At 37.3% G+C, this 18,003-nt stretch carries 14 protein-coding genes and 1 riboswitch; of the genes, 9 read left to right on the top strand and 5 right to left on the bottom strand.

Features of this window, described 5'->3' with window-relative positions:
- Positions 1-241: 241 nt before the first annotated feature.
- On the top strand, positions 242-2,005 hold the full coding sequence (locus tag ABD676_RS09070) for an aromatic amino acid hydroxylase (RefSeq protein ID WP_344674349.1): 1,764 nt from the start codon (positions 242-244) through the stop codon (positions 2,003-2,005).
- Here the strand turns inward: ABD676_RS09070 and ABD676_RS09065 are convergent.
- Together ABD676_RS09065 and ABD676_RS09060 are read right to left on the bottom strand one after the other, a co-directional pair.
- Positions 1,997-2,893: a flavin reductase family protein gene (locus ABD676_RS09065; protein WP_344674348.1), complete on the bottom strand. Its 897-nt coding sequence runs from the start codon at positions 2,891-2,893 to the stop codon at positions 1,997-1,999. The two genes, ABD676_RS09070 and ABD676_RS09065, sit on opposite strands and share 9 nt — an antisense overlap.
- Positions 2,894-2,933: 40 nt before the next feature.
- Complete coding sequence (locus tag ABD676_RS09060; protein WP_344674347.1) at positions 2,934-3,905, bottom strand: fumarylacetoacetate hydrolase family protein; 972 nt, start codon at positions 3,903-3,905, stop codon at positions 2,934-2,936.
- A gap of 326 nt (positions 3,906-4,231) precedes the next feature.
- Between ABD676_RS09060 and ABD676_RS09055 the strand changes: the two genes are divergently transcribed.
- From ABD676_RS09055 to ABD676_RS09045, 3 genes are read left to right on the top strand one after another with little or no spacing between them, the layout of a single operon-like run.
- Entirely contained in the window at positions 4,232-5,392 is a 1,161-nt protein-coding gene (locus ABD676_RS09055; RefSeq protein WP_344674346.1) for a homogentisate 1,2-dioxygenase, read from the top strand.
- Positions 5,393-5,409: 17 nt separating this feature from the next.
- The gene (gene hppD / locus ABD676_RS09050; protein ID WP_344674345.1) at positions 5,410-6,537 is read left to right on the top strand and encodes a 4-hydroxyphenylpyruvate dioxygenase; all 1,128 of its coding nucleotides are present in this window, start codon (positions 5,410-5,412) and stop codon (positions 6,535-6,537) included.
- A 12-nt stretch (positions 6,538-6,549) separates the two neighbouring features.
- Entirely contained in the window at positions 6,550-7,794 is a 1,245-nt protein-coding gene (locus ABD676_RS09045; RefSeq protein WP_344674344.1) for a Glu/Leu/Phe/Val dehydrogenase dimerization domain-containing protein, read from the top strand.
- A 44-nt stretch (positions 7,795-7,838) separates the two neighbouring features.
- Here ABD676_RS09045 and ABD676_RS09040 read toward each other — a convergent pair whose 3' ends face one another.
- Together ABD676_RS09040 and ABD676_RS09035 are read right to left on the bottom strand one after the other, a co-directional pair.
- On the bottom strand, positions 7,839-8,225 hold the full coding sequence (locus tag ABD676_RS09040; protein ID WP_344674343.1) for a (deoxy)nucleoside triphosphate pyrophosphohydrolase: 387 nt from the start codon (positions 8,223-8,225) through the stop codon (positions 7,839-7,841).
- A 165-nt stretch (positions 8,226-8,390) separates the two neighbouring features.
- Entirely contained in the window at positions 8,391-9,770 is a 1,380-nt protein-coding gene (locus ABD676_RS09035) for a DUF3472 domain-containing protein (protein WP_344674342.1), read from the bottom strand.
- Positions 9,771-10,087: 317 nt separating this feature from the next.
- On the opposite strand from ABD676_RS09035, the gene ABD676_RS09030 reads away from it, so the two are divergent.
- The 5 genes from ABD676_RS09030 (at position 10,088) to ABD676_RS09010 (ending at position 16,777) form a co-directional block, all read left to right on the top strand.
- On the top strand, positions 10,088-12,691 hold the full coding sequence (locus ABD676_RS09030) for a phosphatidylglycerol lysyltransferase domain-containing protein (RefSeq protein WP_344674341.1): 2,604 nt from the start codon (positions 10,088-10,090) through the stop codon (positions 12,689-12,691).
- A 283-nt stretch (positions 12,692-12,974) separates the two neighbouring features.
- Positions 12,975-14,717 (top strand): helix-turn-helix domain-containing protein, encoded by a 1,743-nt coding sequence (locus ABD676_RS09025; RefSeq protein ID WP_344674340.1) that lies wholly within the window; start codon positions 12,975-12,977, stop codon positions 14,715-14,717.
- A gap of 169 nt (positions 14,718-14,886) precedes the next feature.
- A complete protein-coding gene (locus tag ABD676_RS09020) occupies positions 14,887-15,567 on the top strand; it encodes a hypothetical protein (RefSeq protein ID WP_344674339.1) in 681 nt (226 codons plus the stop codon).
- A gap of 108 nt (positions 15,568-15,675) precedes the next feature.
- Positions 15,676-16,140, top strand: coding sequence for a hypothetical protein (locus ABD676_RS09015; protein ID WP_344674338.1), 465 nt, complete (start codon positions 15,676-15,678; stop codon positions 16,138-16,140).
- Between the two features lie 220 nt (positions 16,141-16,360).
- A riboswitch (SAM-I-IV-variant riboswitch) is annotated at positions 16,361-16,455 on the top strand.
- A 61-nt stretch (positions 16,456-16,516) separates the two neighbouring features.
- Positions 16,517-16,777, top strand: a complete 261-nt coding sequence (locus ABD676_RS09010; protein ID WP_344674337.1) for a 5-oxoprolinase — start codon at positions 16,517-16,519, stop codon at positions 16,775-16,777.
- 109 nt (positions 16,778-16,886) lie between these two features.
- On the opposite strand, the gene ABD676_RS09005 is transcribed toward ABD676_RS09010, so the two are convergent.
- Positions 16,887-17,987, bottom strand: coding sequence for a DUF2891 domain-containing protein (locus ABD676_RS09005; protein ID WP_344674336.1), 1,101 nt, complete (start codon positions 17,985-17,987; stop codon positions 16,887-16,889).
- Between the last annotated feature and the right edge of the window lie 16 nt (positions 17,988-18,003).

Genomic DNA, 18,003 nt, shown 5'->3' with positions numbered 1-18,003 from the left:
CCCAATTTTATATGTCCATTAGAAAATAATTGGCAGGATATACCAATTATCACCTTCAAATAGGCTAATAATATTTTTTTGTCCTTATTGTGATTAGAGATTAGTGAATGGATTGACCTCTGTGAAGAATGAATTTAGTTGGTTATTAGCTAAAAATATAACTAATTGCAATATTTTGATTTTATAATTATTATTTGCTTGGAGAGGTTAAAATTTTTAAGTTTGTTTAAACTACACAGGAATGAATACCTATAATAATCCAGTTTTAGAGCGACTTCCACGACACCTTAATCGATATGTCGTTGAACAGAACTATGCACGATACTCTGCCATTGATCAAGCAATATGGCGATATGTTATGCGTCAGAATTACGCCTATTTGAAAGATGTAGCCTACTATCCATATATCCCTGGATTAAAGATTGCTGGTCTTTCCATTGAGCGTATTCCGGATCTTCAACTGATGAACGATAGTTTGAAAAAGATTGGTTGGGGAGCTGTAACCGTTGATGGTTTTATTCCTCCTGCTGCATTTATGGAATTCCAAGCCAATTGTGTATTGGTGATAGCTGCAGATATCCGCCAAATAGATCATATTACCTATACACCTGCTCCCGATATTATTCATGAATCTTCTGGCCATGCGCCAATTATTGGAGAGCCGGAATATGCCGATTACCTGCAATATTTCGGTGAAATAGGTTCTAAGGCTATGAGCTCAGCAAAAGATTTTGAAGTTTATGAAGCCATCCGCAACTTATCGATCTTAAAAGAAAGCGAAGAGGCTACAGAAGACGAAATCAAAGCTGCTAGTCAACATCTTGACGATGTTGTTGCCTCAGTCGGTGAACCTTCTGAAATGTCTCTTTTAAGTCGATTACATTGGTGGACAGTCGAGTATGGACTTATTGGAACTGTCGATAATTATAAGATATTTGGAGCAGGGCTATTGTCCTCTATTGGGGAAAGTGCTACCTGTTTAAAAGATGATGTGAAGAAACTTCCATACAGCATGGATGCTATAAATTATGCGTATGATATTACCAAACCACAACCTCAGCTCTTTGTTGCAAAGGACTTCCATGAAGCTTATCGGGTGTTGGATGAATTTGCAAGTGGTATGGCGTTCAAAAAAGGAGGGAAGCTTGGGGTAGACAGAGCCATTGAAAGCGCGAATGTTTGTACTGCCTTGTACAGTTCGGGTTTAGAAGTTTCAGGAACTTTTGTTCCTTTTGTTTCCGAAGAAGAATTAATCGGTGTTAAAACACAAGGGCCTACAGCTTTAGCTTATCAAGGAAAACAATTGGAAGGACATGGAAAAAGCTATCATAAGGATGGATTTAGTTCACCTGTGGGTCGGTTATTAGGACAAAAGAATGCCTTGGAAGATTGTAATTCGAAAGAATTAGAACAATTGGGGATTAGCCTCAATCAGCCTGCTAGCTTGTATTTTAAATCTGGAATATTAGTCCGCGGATTAGTAAAAGACCTTCTATTTAAAGATAACAAACTACTCATCATCACTTTTGAAGATTGTACGGTAATACATGAACCAAGTAATCAAGTGCTATTCCAGCCAGAGTGGGGGAATTACGATATGGCAATAGGTGATGAGATCGTATCAGTTTATGCTGGGGCTGCTGATAAATTTGCTTTTGAACCAGAGGTCAAAATTACAGACTTAAAAACAGAAAAAGCCACCATTAGCGCAGAGACTTCCGTTCTGCAAGAGATATATTCCAGTCTTCGCAGCATTCGTGAAGATAAACCAGCTAAGGAAACCCTTTACGATCTGTATGAAAAATTGAAAAATTGTTATGCAGACGATTGGTTAGCCATGATAGAAATATATGAATTGAGTATTCATTATGACTTTACCGAGTTAAGCAGTTTTGTGGAAGATGTACTGTATAAGAAAATAGAGACGCATCCTGAACTAGAGAAACTGATAAACGATGGGATGCATTTAGCAAAAACACAACCCATCAATTTAGAATTAAGCTAATAATAATATCTGCCAAGCACGGTCTAATTCACCTTCATCTAATGACGTTGCAGCATAGCGTTGTAATTCATTGCGAAGTTGAGTTTGATCGTCTTTCCACATTTCCAGCAAACCATTGATGTGTTGGTCATCTGCTAACTCCTCTGTTTTCTCTGGAATAGCTTCTACATTGGCTAATAGACCCAAATGATTTCCTGTTAGAATGCTTGATAAACGTATATGTTCTGGCAATTGATCTACTCCTATTCCTAATTTGCGAAGAGGCTTAGGGACTTCAAATAAGTTGTCTGCAGTAACACGACAATACCAATTACCACCTAATCGAGCCACAAGGTCCAATGCCGCTTGATCCATCTCATTTTCTTCGTTAAGCAAATTCGATTGAATATGCATGCACAAAACTTCGGCAATTACTAAGTTTCCAGAACCACCCCCAGGACCAAGATCAATAACTTCCTTCACCTTACATTCCAATTGAACAGGCGATTCAGCAACACGTGCAGGTTTGATTTGAGTTGATGCCAATGGCGTAAAACCGCTCTTCGCAAATTCATCAACACCTTCAGCATATTCTGTACTGGCCAAAGATTGTTGCTGCACCATATCGTAGTTGACAATGTTGATGACCACCTCACCAGTTGCTTTAATGTTGTGCAATGTGTGCTTATCTGACCCATCACGCATGCGCGTCAGGGGAGAAAAGACACAGATAGCAGGCGATTGAGACATAAAATTAAAGTAACTAAATGGACTTAAGTTTGGCTTGCCATCTTGGTCAATTGTACTGGCTAAACAGATTGGCCTTGGTGCTACAGCATATTTAATGAGATTATCAAAGACAGCAGTATGATTTTGCTGATCAAAAGTCTTCATTTCGTTAAACGTCATCTTTGTTTGTTTTATATAGATTTAAGATTCAATTGGATTTCTATTCCTCGATAAAAGTATTGGAAAGTTTACCTAATCCAGTAACTTCCATTTCTACTATATCACCTTTTTGCAACCACTGTTCTTGGTAGTTTGGATCTTTACGTTTTCCTGTTCCGTTAAGTTCCAGGAAACAACCTGTACCCACTGTTCCTGAACCAATGATATCGCCAGGGTATAATGTTACTCCATAGGATACACGCTCAATGATCTCAGCAAAAGTCCAATGCATGTCTGCCATTGAACCAGAAGATACTTGGATACCATTGACAGTGCAGCTCATTTTTAGGTCGTATACCGCACCAATATGCCCTTCCTTGGGCGATGTCTTGTAAGATGCTAATTCGTCCATAGTCACTAAATAAGGGCCAAAGGCACTCGCGAAGTCCTTACCTTTTGCAGGACCTAGATTCAGTTTCATTTCTTCTATTTGTAAAGTTCTGGCACTGATGTCATTTAATATCATCAATCCAGCAATATAGCTATCAGCCTCTGCGGCTTTGATATTTCGACCCTTTTTATGGATAATGATGGCGACTTCTAATTCAAAATCTAAGTGTTCAAAATGCCTAGGCATACATTTCACTTTACCGCCTCCCTGAATAGCTTGATGGTTTGAGAAATAGAATACCGGAAACTGATCAAATTCAGGAATCATTTCTAAACCACGATTAGCTCTTGAGGTTTCAACATGTTGCCTGAAAGCATAAGCGTCCCTAAAAGAAGGTGGATTAGGTAATGGAGCGAGGATTTGAAGTTGATCAATAGGAATCCCTAAATGCTGGAGATTGCTGTCTGATATTATCTTTTGGTTAAGACTTTGGAGTTGGGCTAGACCGGCATCTCCTTGTTGTAATATGCTTAATAAGTCTGTGGGTAATTCTTTGGATATCAGGTGGCAAGGATAGACTAATCCATCTAAGAAAAGGCCAATCCTTTCGATATCGTGCTCTAAATAGGTTACAATTCTCATAAAAGTTTTTGCAGCGACAAATAAATTTACGCTTCTACTACTTGTGTAAGTCTATAATTCGGAAAATATATTTCATCTGATCAGATATATTTTCAACATCGCTGTAAATATAAGATTATAAAACTTATATTTGATTTAGTTGATACCCAATTATGAACAACTTAGGAAATAAACATAGAAACCTATCCATGGGTTTGATGCCTTTTGTAAAGGCATTATTGGCCGAAGTTGTCTTCGCACAATACTAATTCCTCCTTTAGTTTCTTGTATTCATAGATTAATCCTGTTGGTTAGTCTGCTATCCATTTACTATAAATTTTCGAATTATGCCAATCTATCATCATTTGGGAGAAATCCCTGAAAAAAGACACACTGTATTCCGGAAACCGGATGGTGAGCTTTATGCAGAGGAGCTGGTCTCTACACACGGCTTCTCCAGCGTGTATTCTTTGGTATACCATTGCTACCCGCCTACATTAGTAAAAGCTATCCGCGATCCTTATGATGTTTCCCCAAAAATTGCTCGTGAGAAACATCTCAAACATACCAGCTTGAAAGGTTTTCAAGTAAAACCTAAAGCCGATTACCTGGAAAGTCGCGTACCGGTACTGGTAAACCAAGACCTGCACATCTCCTTAGCGGCTCCTATGGAGTCTATGAAGGATTACTTTTATAAAAACAGCCAAGCTGATGAAGTCATTTTTATTCATGAAGGATCGGGGAAACTGTTAACAGGTTATGGTGAAATCCCATTTAAATATGGTGATTATTTAGTAATCCCTCGCGGGGTTATTTATCAATTGGAATTTGATAGTTCCGATAACCGATTGTTTATCGTTGAGTCTTTCGAGCCTATTAAAACACCAAAACGCTATCGTAATGAATTTGGTCAATTAATGGAACATGCACCTTTCTGTGAGCGAGATATCAAAAGACCTTCTAATTTAAAGACTTATGATGAGAAAGGTGAGTATGAAATTAAGATCAAAAAACAAGGATTAATCTATCCTTACTTATATGCCACCCACCCATTTGATTTTGTTGGTTGGTATGGATATCATTATCCTTGGGCTTTTTCCATTCATGATTTTATGCCTATCACAGGTAAATTACATCAACCACCTCCAGTGCATCAAACATTTGAAACCAATTCATTTGTGCTATGTAGTTTCTGCCCTCGATTATACGATTACCATCCAGATTCAATCCCTGCGCCTTATAACCACAGTAATGTGGATTCCGATGAGGTATTGTACTATGTAGATGGCGATTTTATGAGTCGTAAGTCGGTAGAAAGGGGTCAAATAACCCTGCACCCTGGTGGTATTCCACATGGGCCACATCCAGGTACTGTAGAAAAAAGTATTGGTCAGACAAAGACAGAAGAATTAGCAGTTATGATTGATCCTTTTAGACCTTTGATGCTTACAGAGCAAGCTTTAGAACTGGAAGACCCAGATTATTATATTTCATGGATTAACGCGTAACCCAATTTAAATTAAATATGACACAGACATTTGCAGAAAAGATTGCTAAAGCGCAAGATTTTCTTCCGATCAATGGCACAGACTACATTGAGTTTTATGTAGGAAATGCTAAACAAGCAGCACATTATTATAAAACAGCATTTGGGTTTCAATCTGAAGCCTATGCAGGTCCGGAGACTGGTGTCCGCGATCGTGCTAGTTATGTGCTGAAACAAGATAAAATTAGAATCGTTCTTACAAGTGCTTTAAAATCTGACCACCCGATTGCAGAACATGTGAAAAAACATGGAGATGGGGTAAAGATCTTAGCATTATGGGTAGATGATGCCGAGAAATCCTATCAAGAGACCATCAAGCGTGGAGCGAAATCCTATCAGGAATTAAAAATCATGAACGATGATTTTGGTGAACTTCGTACAGCAGGTATTTACACCTACGGCGAAACAGTACACCTTTTTGTAGAACGTAAGAACTACAATGGAACCTTTATGCCAGGTTATTCAAAATGGGAAAGTGACTATAATCCTGAAGAAACAGGTTTATTGTATGTTGACCATTGTGTGGGTAATGTTGGCTGGGACCGTATGAATGAAACTGTGGAATGGTATCAAAACGTAATGGGATTTGTAAATATCCTCTCCTTTGATGATAAGCAAATCAATACCGAGTACTCGGCTTTAATGAGTAAGGTGATGAGTAATGGTAATGGTTATGTGAAATTCCCTATTAATGAACCTGCAGAAGGCAAGAAGAAATCACAAATTGAAGAATACTTAGAATTCTATGAAGGAGAGGGAGTGCAACACGCTGCTTTATGTACCAAGGATATCGTTAAAACCGTACGTGCATTAAAAGCTCGTGGTGTAGAATTCTTAGGTGCTCCACCAGAGGCATATTACGATATGTTGCCGGAAAGGGTAGGAGAAATCGATGAAGAGATCAAAACCATTCAAGAGCTTGGTATTTTGGTGGATCGTGATGAGGAAGGTTATTTATTGCAAATTTTCACCAAGCCTGTTCAAGATCGTCCTACGCTTTTCTTTGAGATTATTCAGCGTAAAGGAGCGCAAAGTTTTGGTGCTGGTAATTTTAAAGCACTCTTTGAAGCCATTGAAAGAGAACAAGAACGTAGAGGTAATTTATAAGTATCAAGAAGCATGAACCAAAGTAATATGAAGGCCTTATTGAAGACCTTTGAGGATAAACAACCTGAGATTGTATTTGAATGGAAAGATACCGAAACCGACGCTGAAGGTTGGGTAGTCATCAATTCTTTAAGAGGAGGTGCCGCAGGTGGTGGTACGCGTATGCGTAAAGGATTAGATCGTAATGAAGTCATGTCATTGGCGAAGACCATGGAGGTAAAATTTACGGTTTCAGGTCCTGCCATAGGTGGTGCTAAATCTGGAATTAATTTTGACCCTTCCGACCCTCGAAAACAAGGGGTTCTAGAAAGGTGGTTTAAAGTGGTTACTCCATTGTTGAAGAACTATTATGGTACAGGTGGGGATTTAAATATCGATGAAATCCACGATGTGATTCCAATCACCGAACAATACGGTTTATGGCATCCGCAAGAAGGGGTGTTAAATGGTCACTTCGATGTTCGTGAGCATGGTCGTATTCATCAGATCGGTCAATTGCGTTACGGTGTATCCAAGGTATTGGAAGATCCCCATTTCAGCCCAGATCTGAAAAGAAAATATAAGATTGCCGATATGATTACGGGTTATGGAGTTTCTGAATCTGTAAAACATTACTATCAATTATTTGATGGCAATATCGAAGGTAAGCGAGCTATTATCCAAGGATGGGGTAATGTAGCTGCATCAGCGGCTTTCTATCTCAGTAAGCTTGGGGTTAAAGTTGTTGGAATAATTGACCGTGTGGGCGGTTTGTTGAATCCAGAAGGATTTACGGAGGAAGAGATCACCAAGTTGTTCTTAGAGCGCGAAGGAAATGCCTTAAAAGCAGATCAACTCCTTTCTTTTGAGGATATCAATCAACAAGTATGGTCATGTGGAGCAGAAATTTTCATTCCTGCTGCAGCTTCTAGGTTAGTATCCAAAGAACAAATTAGTGAGATGGTTGAGCATGGGTTAGAGGTGATTGCTTCTGGAGCCAATGTACCTTTTGCTGATCGTGAAATCTTCTATGGACCAGTGATGGAATATGCCGATAATCATGTGGCGGTCATTCCAGATTTTATTGCTAACTGTGGAATGGCAAGGGTTTTTGCTTTTCTAATGCAACCTAATGTTGAAATTAGTGACGAGTCCATCTTTACGGATGTATCCGATGTGATCGGGCAAGCAATTAATCAAATAAAAGTTCATGCCGGGGATACGAAGACGAATTTGTCTTCTCGAGCTTATGAGATTGCCCTTAGGGAATTGATTTAAATACAAGGTCTTAAAACCTGTGAAAAAAACAAGGAGGTAATTGCTTACCTCCTTGTTCTTATATACTCTTCAATTACCGGCAGATCGGCATTTGCCCAATCGTACCGGAAAAGTTCAGTTTGATCAACCCAGATAACCTGATCATGTTCCATTGCTTTTAATTTACCACTAACTTCTTTACATACATAAGGATAAAGTGTAAGTGAAAAATCTGGATAATGGTATTCCACCTTAGTAAGTGGCTCTAGGATTTCAATGTCAAGATTTATTTCTTCTTTAACCTCACGCAATAGACATTCTTCCAACGATTCGCCTTCCTCTTGTTTACCTCCTGGGAATTCCCATTTCAGAGGTAGTTTCATGCTGGCAGAACGTTGGCAAATAAGGACCTGCTGATCCTTTTCAATTAAAGCACACGCTACATGTATCATATTGGTAAATATACTGAAAAGCAAAGAGCTTTTATAAGTACTTATTGAAAGTTTTTAATCTTACCGCAATTTGTAGATAAATCTCGAATTTTATTTTTCTTTGGAAGACTATAAATATAAAAAATAAGGCTTGCAGCAATGGCAAGCCTTATTTTATGTATTCCATTATGGAAGTTTAGTCAAGTCGATACTAGGAGCAGATTGACTATTATTAAATGTGAATTTTGTATTTGGAGCTACATAATCATTAAAGAAACCTCCATTCTTTAAAAAGAAACCTGTCTCATTGGCTCCACCCAATGCATCAATTCGTTGTTTTTGATTGTAGGTATTATCAACTGTAAATTTTGCTTCATTTACTTTCAACCAAGAACCAGCAGCAGTCCGAACCCATTGATTCATATAGTTAGCTGTACGACCGAAATGTCCATTGTTAGGGCTAAAATTCTCTAAGAAACCATGGAAGCCTTTCAGATAAGTATTGGTTGCCGGACGTTTAAAACTTGCTATTAAAACCCACTCGTTAGTTTCTGTTTTATAAAACCAAGCGGTATAATCCGTTTTATTGTTACCATCAGGTTCTCCTTTCAGCAGGAAACGATAGGTTGTTCCTGCTTTCCAAGTATATTTTAAATAACTTTGTCCACCAGAACCTTCATTTCCGAATTCTCCGGTATAAACATCAGGTCCTTTACGATTTAATTTGATTTTTTGATCTTCCGGAATGTTATTCGGATTATCCGTATTGAATGGACTCCATACAGAAAACAAAATTCGACGCTCTGAAGTAGAATTTACTTGAAAGCCGAAATAACCTTCTCCAAAACCATTTGCCATGAAGTAAGATCCTACAGGATCTTGACCTACAGGAACATTGATTTCAGAATAGTAATAGTTAACATTTTCTGATGTTGGAACCGTATAACTCAAATGACAGGAAGGGCCACGTCTTGCCCAATAATAAAAGTCTGTTTTGTTAGCATAGGTAAGTCCTCCTAATGTAGCATCACCAGAAATGATCATTTCGCTTAGCTCACCATAATATAAATTGCTTGCACGAACACCCTGAAGGTCAATTTTAACATAACCTGCAGTTACATTGAAATCACCTATCATATATTCTTTCTGTGTTGCCGAATTAATATTGAACGATTTCTTTTGATCACCAATACGGAGTTCAACGCTGTTGTTTTCTCCTTCTGCTGCTGCTTTAGCTAGCACGGAGATACGAATTTTCCCTGCTTTAGGAAATTTGACATATGTGCTAATGACAGTATTACTGCTCGTCCAGTTTTTTAGTCCAGCTGGATCTGCTATAGTCTCTGTAAAACCGGTACTTGGACTGGTAACAAAGGCATTCCCGGCCAAAGGAATGTTGAATTGTGAACCCTGATGTCCTGTTTGTTCCTGAACCGGTGGTTTTGGTTCAGGTTTTGGTGTCGGGGTTACCCCGGTACCTGTAGCTGTTTTTGAACAACTGGATATACCCAATATGAGTAAAATACAGAGGATTTGTGAGATTTGTGAAATGGATTTTCTTATCATAATTAAAAATTTATTCTCAATAATAGTTAAGACGGCGCTTATTTTAAAATTCGAATGCTACTCAATCGATTGTTTAATTTTTAGGAAAGACTATTTGAATCAGTGAGTAATGAGCAAGTAATCAATTTGTTAATCATATTGATGATCATCTGAAAAGAAGGGCTGGACAATCGTAACAGGACTATTGACAGATATGGTTGTTATGGGCATAGTATTAACTCATATCTTAATGATAATATTAATTTAACTAATTAAAAATATGCGTTCTTTAAATTTAACCCTGATTAAGAACTAACCTTATTTTTTACGCTTTTTCTATGGTGAAAAAACTCCTTCATCACATTCGGAAATTCTCTCCAAAATCCTATTGGAAAGAAATTCTAGCTGTTTTAATTATTTTACTAGCCTTTATATTTTTCAGAGAGCAACGTAAGGAACTTATGGAAATAGGTCCTATGTTGAACCGTGCGAATCCTTTCTGGTTATTAGCAGGGTTACTCGTGACTTTCCTGTATGTCTATTTTCAAGGAATGATGTATAGGGCAAGCTTCAAAGCATTGTCATTGGATATTAACCTCGGCATTGCAGTAGAACTATTTCTGAAGCGAAATTTCCTTTCGGTTTTTTTACCGGCAGGGGGAATCAGTTCTTTGGCTTATACCAGTACTCAATTGAGAAGAAGGAATCTAAACAAAATGCAAATCCACCAAGCAGGGGCACTATATGGGTTTATTGGTCTGCTAACGGTGTTTTTGGTCGCTATTCCAGTTTTACTCTATTCCTTCTTACGCAATCAAACCTTAGGTAGTGCTTGGGTATCCCTTCTGATATTAGGAGGTTTTTTAGGATTAATCTACTTTCTATATTATAGTTTCAGAAAACGATCATGGTTATATAAGCTTGCTGAGCGTTATTTTCCTGCTTTTGCCAATAACCTCGAGAATATCTGTTCTGCCAATGTGAAGAAAGGATCCTTATACTATACTATTTTCTATTCCTTAATGATTGAATTGTGTGGGATTATCCATGTGTACATAGCTATGTATGCTTTGGATATACATCATTCTTTTGAGGCTGCGGTAGTTTCTTATACTGTATCGGTGATTTTAATGATCGTCTCACCGTTTTTAAGGGGACTTGGTGCTGTTGAATTCTCTATGTTGTATGTTTTCCAACAATATGGTTATACCAACGTTGCTGGCCTTGGAATTACCTTGCTTTATAGGATTTTTGAGTTCTGGCTTCCCTTGTTTTTAGGATTATTAGCCTTTGCATGGCGAGGAAAACAACTGGTTACCCGACTTGGTCCTTCCTTATTGATCTTTTTTCTGGGAATGGTCAATCTTTGCTCGGTACTTACACCGCCATTTGCTGAACGGATGAAATGGGAGAAATTCTATATAAATTCCCAGACCATGTATTCCTCCAAGATGCTTATTATCGTCTTAGGGGTTGCATTAATACTGGTTTCGGCCTATCTGATAAAGGGCTTCAGGTCGGCTTACTGGGCCGCCATTACCTTCTGTTTTCTTTCCATAATCGGCCATTTATTGAAAGCATTTGATTATGAAGAGGCAGTTCTTGCTCTCATCATTCTAGTACTTTTACTAACAAGCCAAAAAGAATACCGTGTTAAGTCTAGTATCAAGTGGCTACGAATTGGTTTCGGAACATTTATAACCATGTTTATTGCCGTTTGTATCTTCTCTGCTGTCGGCTTTTATTTCATTGATTACCGACATTTTGGAATGGAGTTCAATTTGAAACAATCCCTGATGCAGGCCATAAATTGCTTTCTGTTTTTCGCCGATACTGACTTAGAGCCTAAAACAACCTTTGCGAAAGAATTCCTTCGTATTTGTCAAATATTAGGCTTCTTATGTTGGTTAATCTTCTTTTATGCGCTTTTAGTGCCTAAAAAATACAGTCTTTCCATTCAAGATCAGGATGAGCAAAGTTTGGCCAAATTACATGTCAAAAACCATGGACGTTCATCCTTGGATTATTTTAAATATGCGGTCGACAAGGAATTGTTTTTCTCTGAGGTGGCAGATGGATTTACTGCCTATCGAGTAGCCAATCATTATGCTGTTGTATTGGAAGAACCGGTATGTTCATTACGCGATAAAGAAGATCTAATATTGGAGTTTGAACGATTCTGTAAAAAAAGAGGTTGGGCAGCTATATATTATCGTGTAGAAGAAGATAGTTTGATGTATTTCCAAGCCAATAAGAAGAAGAAATTATTAATCGGACAAGAGGCTATTGTGGATTTAAGGGAGTTTACACTGGAAGGCAAGGAAAAGAAATCTTTGCGTAATGGTTTGAATAACTTGCAGAAAAATGGCTATGAAGCTTTCATAAGTCTGTCCCCTCAACCAGATGAAATCCTTTTGGAGCTTGAGGCTGTATCCAATGAATGGTTGCATGTATTTGAGAAAAAAGAAATGGGATTCTCTCAAGGTTGGTTCAATCGTGAAGATTTAAGAAAACATGACCTCATTATTCTTTGTGATGAAGAAGGATCAACGAAGGCATTTCTAAATATCATTCCTGATTTCGCTTATGAAGAATGTACGTATGATTTGATCCGAAAGACTGCTGATGCACCAGGCGCTGCTATGGATGGATTAATTATTAAACTAATAGCTTACGCGAAAGAGAAGGGCTATCGATACCTCAATATAGGGATGGTTGCATTAACCGGATTAGACACTGCTGATAATCCTGCTGAGAAAATCATGAAGTTTATTTCCCAAAAAATGCCAAATTTCAAAATCTTTAAATCCCAACGAGAATACAAAGAGAAGTTTACAAAACGTTGGGAAAATCGATACCTAGTCTTTGATCATGATATTGATCTCTTTCAATTGCCTACCGTCATTAGAAAGATTATGAAACCTTTTAATGGACGTTCTTAAAGTAATAGTTTATATTAATTTATAAATCGGTTTTAATGCTTTTTTTGATGTTTCTTTAGTTTTTAAAGCAATATTTTCTATTTTGTAGTAGACTAATCTTCTTCTTAAGGAAAGATATTTGGATAAAAGCATGCTTTTATTTCAGTAGTGGCATTATATTCGCTCTTAAACTTTCGTTACAGCCAATTAATTGCTGACTATTCTCTCTTTTTGGATATATCAATTTCAGAAAATGTGTTTTTTTATTGAAAAAAGGGAGGTTTGAATAAATTGAACTCAACCTATGAACTATTTGCTAAGACTTCTTACTATACTCTTTCTTACCAATCTTTCTGCTAGTGCGAATGTAATTACTTTGCAATCCACACAAGATAGTTTGGCTAAGTATTCCATTCCAGAACTCATAGGTAAAGCAGAGGTTACAAAGGATTCTGTTTACCTCAATTACTTGGAGAAAAAGGATCTTTCAACAGAAGAATTAGCTAATGTATTGTACATGCATGGAAACATCTTGATCAATGAGGGGATTATGGATCGTTCCAGACAATATTTCGAACGCTTGGACAGTGTAGCCAAGATTCTAAAGGATCCATTTTATCAGTTCGTTTCCAAATTAAGCATTGGAGAAGTCTATTATCGTCAAAAGAATTACCCGGCAAGTAAGGAGTCATTTGAATCTGCTCACCCTTTTGTTGCACAGTTCCCAGAAGGCATACAAAGGGCACTAGCAAAGGCCGAATATGTATATTTCTATTATTTGAATGGTCAATTTGAGCGTTATTCCAAAGAGTTGGAGGGCATAAAAAAAGAATTGATTGATTTAGGAGAACAAGGAAAAGTAGGTGATGAGGATTTGGATTACCTGGAAATGTCTAAAGCGACGGTTTCAGTATATTTGACGAAAGCCTATTTAATGAATGAGGACTTTAGCAAGGCAGAGGAAGAACTAAAATACAGCGATAAAATACTTAAAGAACGATTTCATAACAAAATAACGACAACTGCTGTACAGCAGAAATTAACAAAGGGTGAATTCTACTTCTTTAAGAAGGATTTCAAGATGGCTATTCCTTATTTTCAAGAGGTCAACAAGCTGGGGGATTCTGAAAACTTTGGGGATTTCCAATATGTTGCTCGTGTCATGGCATCCATTGCTTATTTTCAATTGGCTGATTATAAACAGTCTTTAAGCTTTTCCGAGGCAGCCATGAACCATCCTATTCCCATCGCTGATTATATTGATTATGAAGTTGAAGCAATGCGTTATGCTTATTTGGCAAGTAAGGAATTGGGACTTTCTGACAAGGCCATGCAATATTCGCAGAAGTTTTTAGAACAAGATGAAGCACTTAAGGATACCAAGAGATCGAACTTTATCAACAGTATTTTGAATAATATGGAGGTTAGCCAACTGGAAAATGACCTCATTGCAAAAACCAAATCCAATTATGTTCTGCGCTATAGTCTTATAGGACTAGCTATTCTCATCGTGATTTTAGTGTTGTTCACAGTTTATCAAATACGAGAGAATAAACACAATAAAGAGAAGATTCGTGAATTTATGCACAATCTGGAAGAGTCTGATAAGGCTGAGAAAGCCAAACAAGAAGAGCGTAGAATAAGCAAGGCTAATGCTGAGATTAATTCTGATACGCCTGCTCAACCGGATGATAAGACCGTTAAGATTTTGGATAAATTGGAAGAGTTTGAATCTAGCGACTTGTATACCGACAGTAAAATGAGTTTATCCTACCTAGCAAGTTACTTGGGTACCAACACAATAACCTTATCTAAAATCATAAACACCTATAAGGAAATGAATTTCAATGATTATATCAACGGATTGCGCATTCGTTTTATCATTGAGAAAATAAAGAATGAGCCTAAATTTGAACAATATAAAATAAGCTATTTAGCGGAAGTAAGTGGTTTTTCGTCCCATAGTATATTTAGTAAGGCCTTTAAGAAAAGTACAGGTGTTACGCCCTCTCAATTCTTGGATTTTCTTAAAGAAGACACGCGATAAGGGTCGTAATAAACCTTTTCATGTTGCTCAATTTATATAATAGGACAAGGGAAAAATTAGGTTGAGCCAATGTCAGCCACTATTTTTGATAAGTATGATTGGTAAGTCCCTATCGATAATTAGGGTTGTTATTTGCCATCAACTTATTTGAAATATAACGAAACTGCTTATGTTTTTTTACACCAAACGAATAGAGGAAAAGGTATTTTCAGTAGGTCAATTGGAAAATCCAATAAACACTGAGGCTGATATGGTTTTAGGCTTTTACCGAAACTATGCTTGGACCGCCTTCTTCAGAATATATAATAAAAACGCTGCTCCCTTATATTGGGATCTATCAACCAATAAAACCATCCCAAAGCGAAAATGGACAGGAGAAATGCATGCCTTGGTCAAACAAAAGGAGCATGAAGTTCCTGCAGCTCCCTATCGATTTAAACTGACCATTGTCGGTTATATCATGACGCTCTTTTTTATCGGTTTCTTCGCCTATTTAACGTATGATTCCTTACGTCCAAAACCCTCTTATGCCGATCAGGTGACTCCAATTCAAGAAACACCAAAGGCAGGAGATATGTACTTCGGAAGATTTGAAACGATGAAACCCGGTGAGCGAGTTGCCTCCAAAGTAGGTTTTGGTTGGTTTAAGGTGATTGAAAATAACCAAGGGCAACTAAAAGTCGCAATGAATAAAAACATGAGCACTCATCATAAACCAAGTCAGGAATTGAATTCTACGGATTATGAAGAACAAACCATAGATGCCAATATTACTTCCCAAGAATCATTTCAATTAAATTTGATATCTTCTGACAAATTAACGGAAATGTATTTCACAGAGAAAAAATAACTGACTTAACTAATGGCGCAAAAAAGAAAGAAAGCTATTCGAATCTTGATCTTGGTGATAACAGTTAGTTTGCTGCTTTTTGGATTCTTACTGTATAGCACAATTAAAATGAAAACGCGGAATATCAGTGAGATGCAACCCTTTGCTGCCTATGTAGGGGATAAATTAAATCTTCAAAGAACAGTATGGCTTTTTCAAGAGAAGGAACCAGTAGATTCTAAATATCCCGTGGTTCTTCTAGATAGCCTAAATCCTTCGTTTCAGTGGTATCATGATCGAATAAAATTGCAAAATCCAGAAGTTAAACTGATTAAGAAAATACCGGAAGGTACGAGTCTGCAGTTTGATAAGGTGATTATGTATACCAATGGCGTTTCAGGTACCTCAACTCCCAGGATGTTCGGGGAGCTTCATGATACGGGTCAAACCTATAAAGTGGAATATAGCTGGGGTGATCAATCTTTTGCGCGAATGTTAGATAAAAAAGAAAAGACTTGGTCTTTTGGTTTGGCGCCTTGGCAATCAACAAAAGATACTACATTTTATAAATTACCCATTGCCGAGTTTTGGTAAATAGCAATTTCTATTGTTTTATTTTTTTAAGTTCTGTAATCATTTTTTTTAACAGATACACAGTAGAAGCTAGGTTTAATTGCTTGATTTTTAGGTATAATAACTGCATGTTGGTAAACCATTTTACTTTATAAAATCTACTTTTAATGTCCCCATTTCAAGTATAAATCAAAAAAAGATTGTTTTTCTATTGTCAATTCAAAAATAATCTACTAAGTTTGTAGAGTATTCAGAATTGCGCAAGCAATACCAACCGAGTGTCGGCACCGCGGTGGTAAATTAATACGGGTTTCCTGCCAAAATAAACGAATATAATAGGAACAACACCCTTCTTTTCTGGATGCAATGATGGTTTAATGAAATAAACAAGAATTGTATGTCACACACAAAAGATTTTCAACAACATTTAGTAGAGCAATTTCATCATTATTCTACGCAAGAATTGGTCATTTTAAACAATGAGCTTGTGCGTTCCAACTGGGGCAGTAGTAAGACTGCTTTCCGGAATGCCTTGTTATCGACTCTCTCCAATCGAGGCATTGATCTCTCGGCTATTATTCATAGCCTAGATGGTTTTACTCAGATTCAACGTATTGCTGTTCGCCTCGAAGCAAATAAACTTGTACCGTTGGATTAAAATGTTCTATCTGCGGCAGGAAGATAAACTCTAACTGCCGCTATTTTTAGGAATACCGTCTTTGAAAAACTTTAATGAGTTTTTTCCAATTAATAATAATATGGAGTATTTAAGGTTTTTCGGATAATGCATATAAGGCAAAAGTTCCTAACCAATGGGTGCCCATGTAATCATCTTGGGAACTAATATTATTGATAGAAAATGCTAGATGTTCATTCGCCAAATCTTTTAAATGATTTAAGGAAGGAACGGCTTTTGCAATTCCAAATAAACAAGCTGCACGACTGTAGTTTAATCCATCCAGATGTACCAATTTGCCATCGGTACGGTCTTTAACGATTGCTGGTTCCAAATGAAATCCAGACTCATAAAGACTCGGTAAAAATGCTTTCAACCAAGCATCATAGCGTCCTGGTTCCAACACTTTACTCATTAGAAAGGCCTCTTCTAAACATGGTGATAGGAAGTCATAGCCTGAAGGTTCATAGGCTAAGTTGCATAGGTTATCCTTTGCAAATAACCTTTTAGAATTATCCTCTATGCTTTTGATGAATGCTTGATCTTTCATTGTTTTAGCATAATCCAAAGAAAGTGATAATCCAAAGGCAGAGTTATCATGTTGCCCTGCGCGAATAGGGTAGACGAGTTTAGGCAGGTATTCTTGGTATCTTTTTACCAATAGATCCACTAATGGTTTTAAAGCCGATTCCCAACGTTTAGCATCAGCATCCTCCCAAGTGTGTAACTCCTCCTGCAATTTAAATAACCAAGCCCAACCATAGGTTCTTTCGAAACTCAAATTATTGGGATCCTCAAAAAAAGCTTTTTCAATTTCAACGTTTTCTGAAGTGATATGTTGGTTCAAAAGAGCACGGATTTTACCATCCGTATCCAGTTCTGGGAATTGTTTCATCAATTTGATGATGGACCAATAGCCATGAACGGAGGAGTGCCAATCAAAGCATCCGTAAAATACAGGTCGTAAGGTTTTTGGTGATTTTAAATCGGCATCGGAGCCTAATACTTGTCCCAGTTTATTCGGGTATTCAACCTCTAAACAATGGGTTGGAAGGGCGAATATAGATTTGGCAATATCGGCTGTTAATTTGATTTCTTCTATTGGCTTTGGCGCTGTATTTTTATCTGTACTATTACATGCTGTCAACAAAAGTGTACAACATGAAAATAGGCTAAGGGCTATATTCTTCATAATAATGTATTTGGCT

Origin of the sequence: Sphingobacterium kyonggiense (assembly GCF_039536825.1) — a bacterium.
Classification (GTDB): Bacteria; Bacteroidota; Bacteroidia; order Sphingobacteriales; family Sphingobacteriaceae; genus Sphingobacterium; species Sphingobacterium kyonggiense.
Note: the sequence above shows the minus strand (reverse complement) of the source record. Positions and strands in the feature narration are given on the sequence as shown.

Excerpts from the sequence above, each read along its gene's own strand:
- ABD676_RS09015 (WP_344674338.1), top strand. The coding sequence starts at position 15,676 with ATGAAAACGCGGAATATCAGTGAGATGCAACCCTTTGCTGCCTATGTA.
- ABD676_RS09045 (WP_344674344.1), top strand. The coding sequence starts at position 6,550 with ATGAACCAAAGTAATATGAAGGCCTTATTGAAGACCTTTGAGGATAAA.
- ABD676_RS09035 (WP_344674342.1), bottom strand. The coding sequence starts at position 9,770 with ATGATAAGAAAATCCATTTCACAAATCTCACAAATCCTCTGTATTTTA.
- ABD676_RS09010 (WP_344674337.1), top strand. The coding sequence starts at position 16,517 with ATGTCACACACAAAAGATTTTCAACAACATTTAGTAGAGCAATTTCAT.
- ABD676_RS09070 (WP_344674349.1), top strand. The coding sequence starts at position 242 with ATGAATACCTATAATAATCCAGTTTTAGAGCGACTTCCACGACACCTT.
- hppD (WP_344674345.1), top strand. The coding sequence starts at position 5,410 with ATGACACAGACATTTGCAGAAAAGATTGCTAAAGCGCAAGATTTTCTT.
- ABD676_RS09005 (WP_344674336.1), bottom strand. The coding sequence starts at position 17,987 with ATGAAGAATATAGCCCTTAGCCTATTTTCATGTTGTACACTTTTGTTG.
- ABD676_RS09020 (WP_344674339.1), top strand. The coding sequence starts at position 14,887 with ATGTTTTTTTACACCAAACGAATAGAGGAAAAGGTATTTTCAGTAGGT.
- ABD676_RS09025 (WP_344674340.1), top strand. The coding sequence starts at position 12,975 with ATGAACTATTTGCTAAGACTTCTTACTATACTCTTTCTTACCAATCTT.
- ABD676_RS09065 (WP_344674348.1), bottom strand. The coding sequence starts at position 2,893 with ATGACGTTTAACGAAATGAAGACTTTTGATCAGCAAAATCATACTGCT.
- ABD676_RS09040 (WP_344674343.1), bottom strand. The coding sequence starts at position 8,225 with ATGATACATGTAGCGTGTGCTTTAATTGAAAAGGATCAGCAGGTCCTT.
- ABD676_RS09030 (WP_344674341.1), top strand. The coding sequence starts at position 10,088 with ATGGTGAAAAAACTCCTTCATCACATTCGGAAATTCTCTCCAAAATCC.
- ABD676_RS09060 (WP_344674347.1), bottom strand. The coding sequence starts at position 3,905 with ATGAGAATTGTAACCTATTTAGAGCACGATATCGAAAGGATTGGCCTT.
- ABD676_RS09055 (WP_344674346.1), top strand. The coding sequence starts at position 4,232 with ATGCCAATCTATCATCATTTGGGAGAAATCCCTGAAAAAAGACACACT.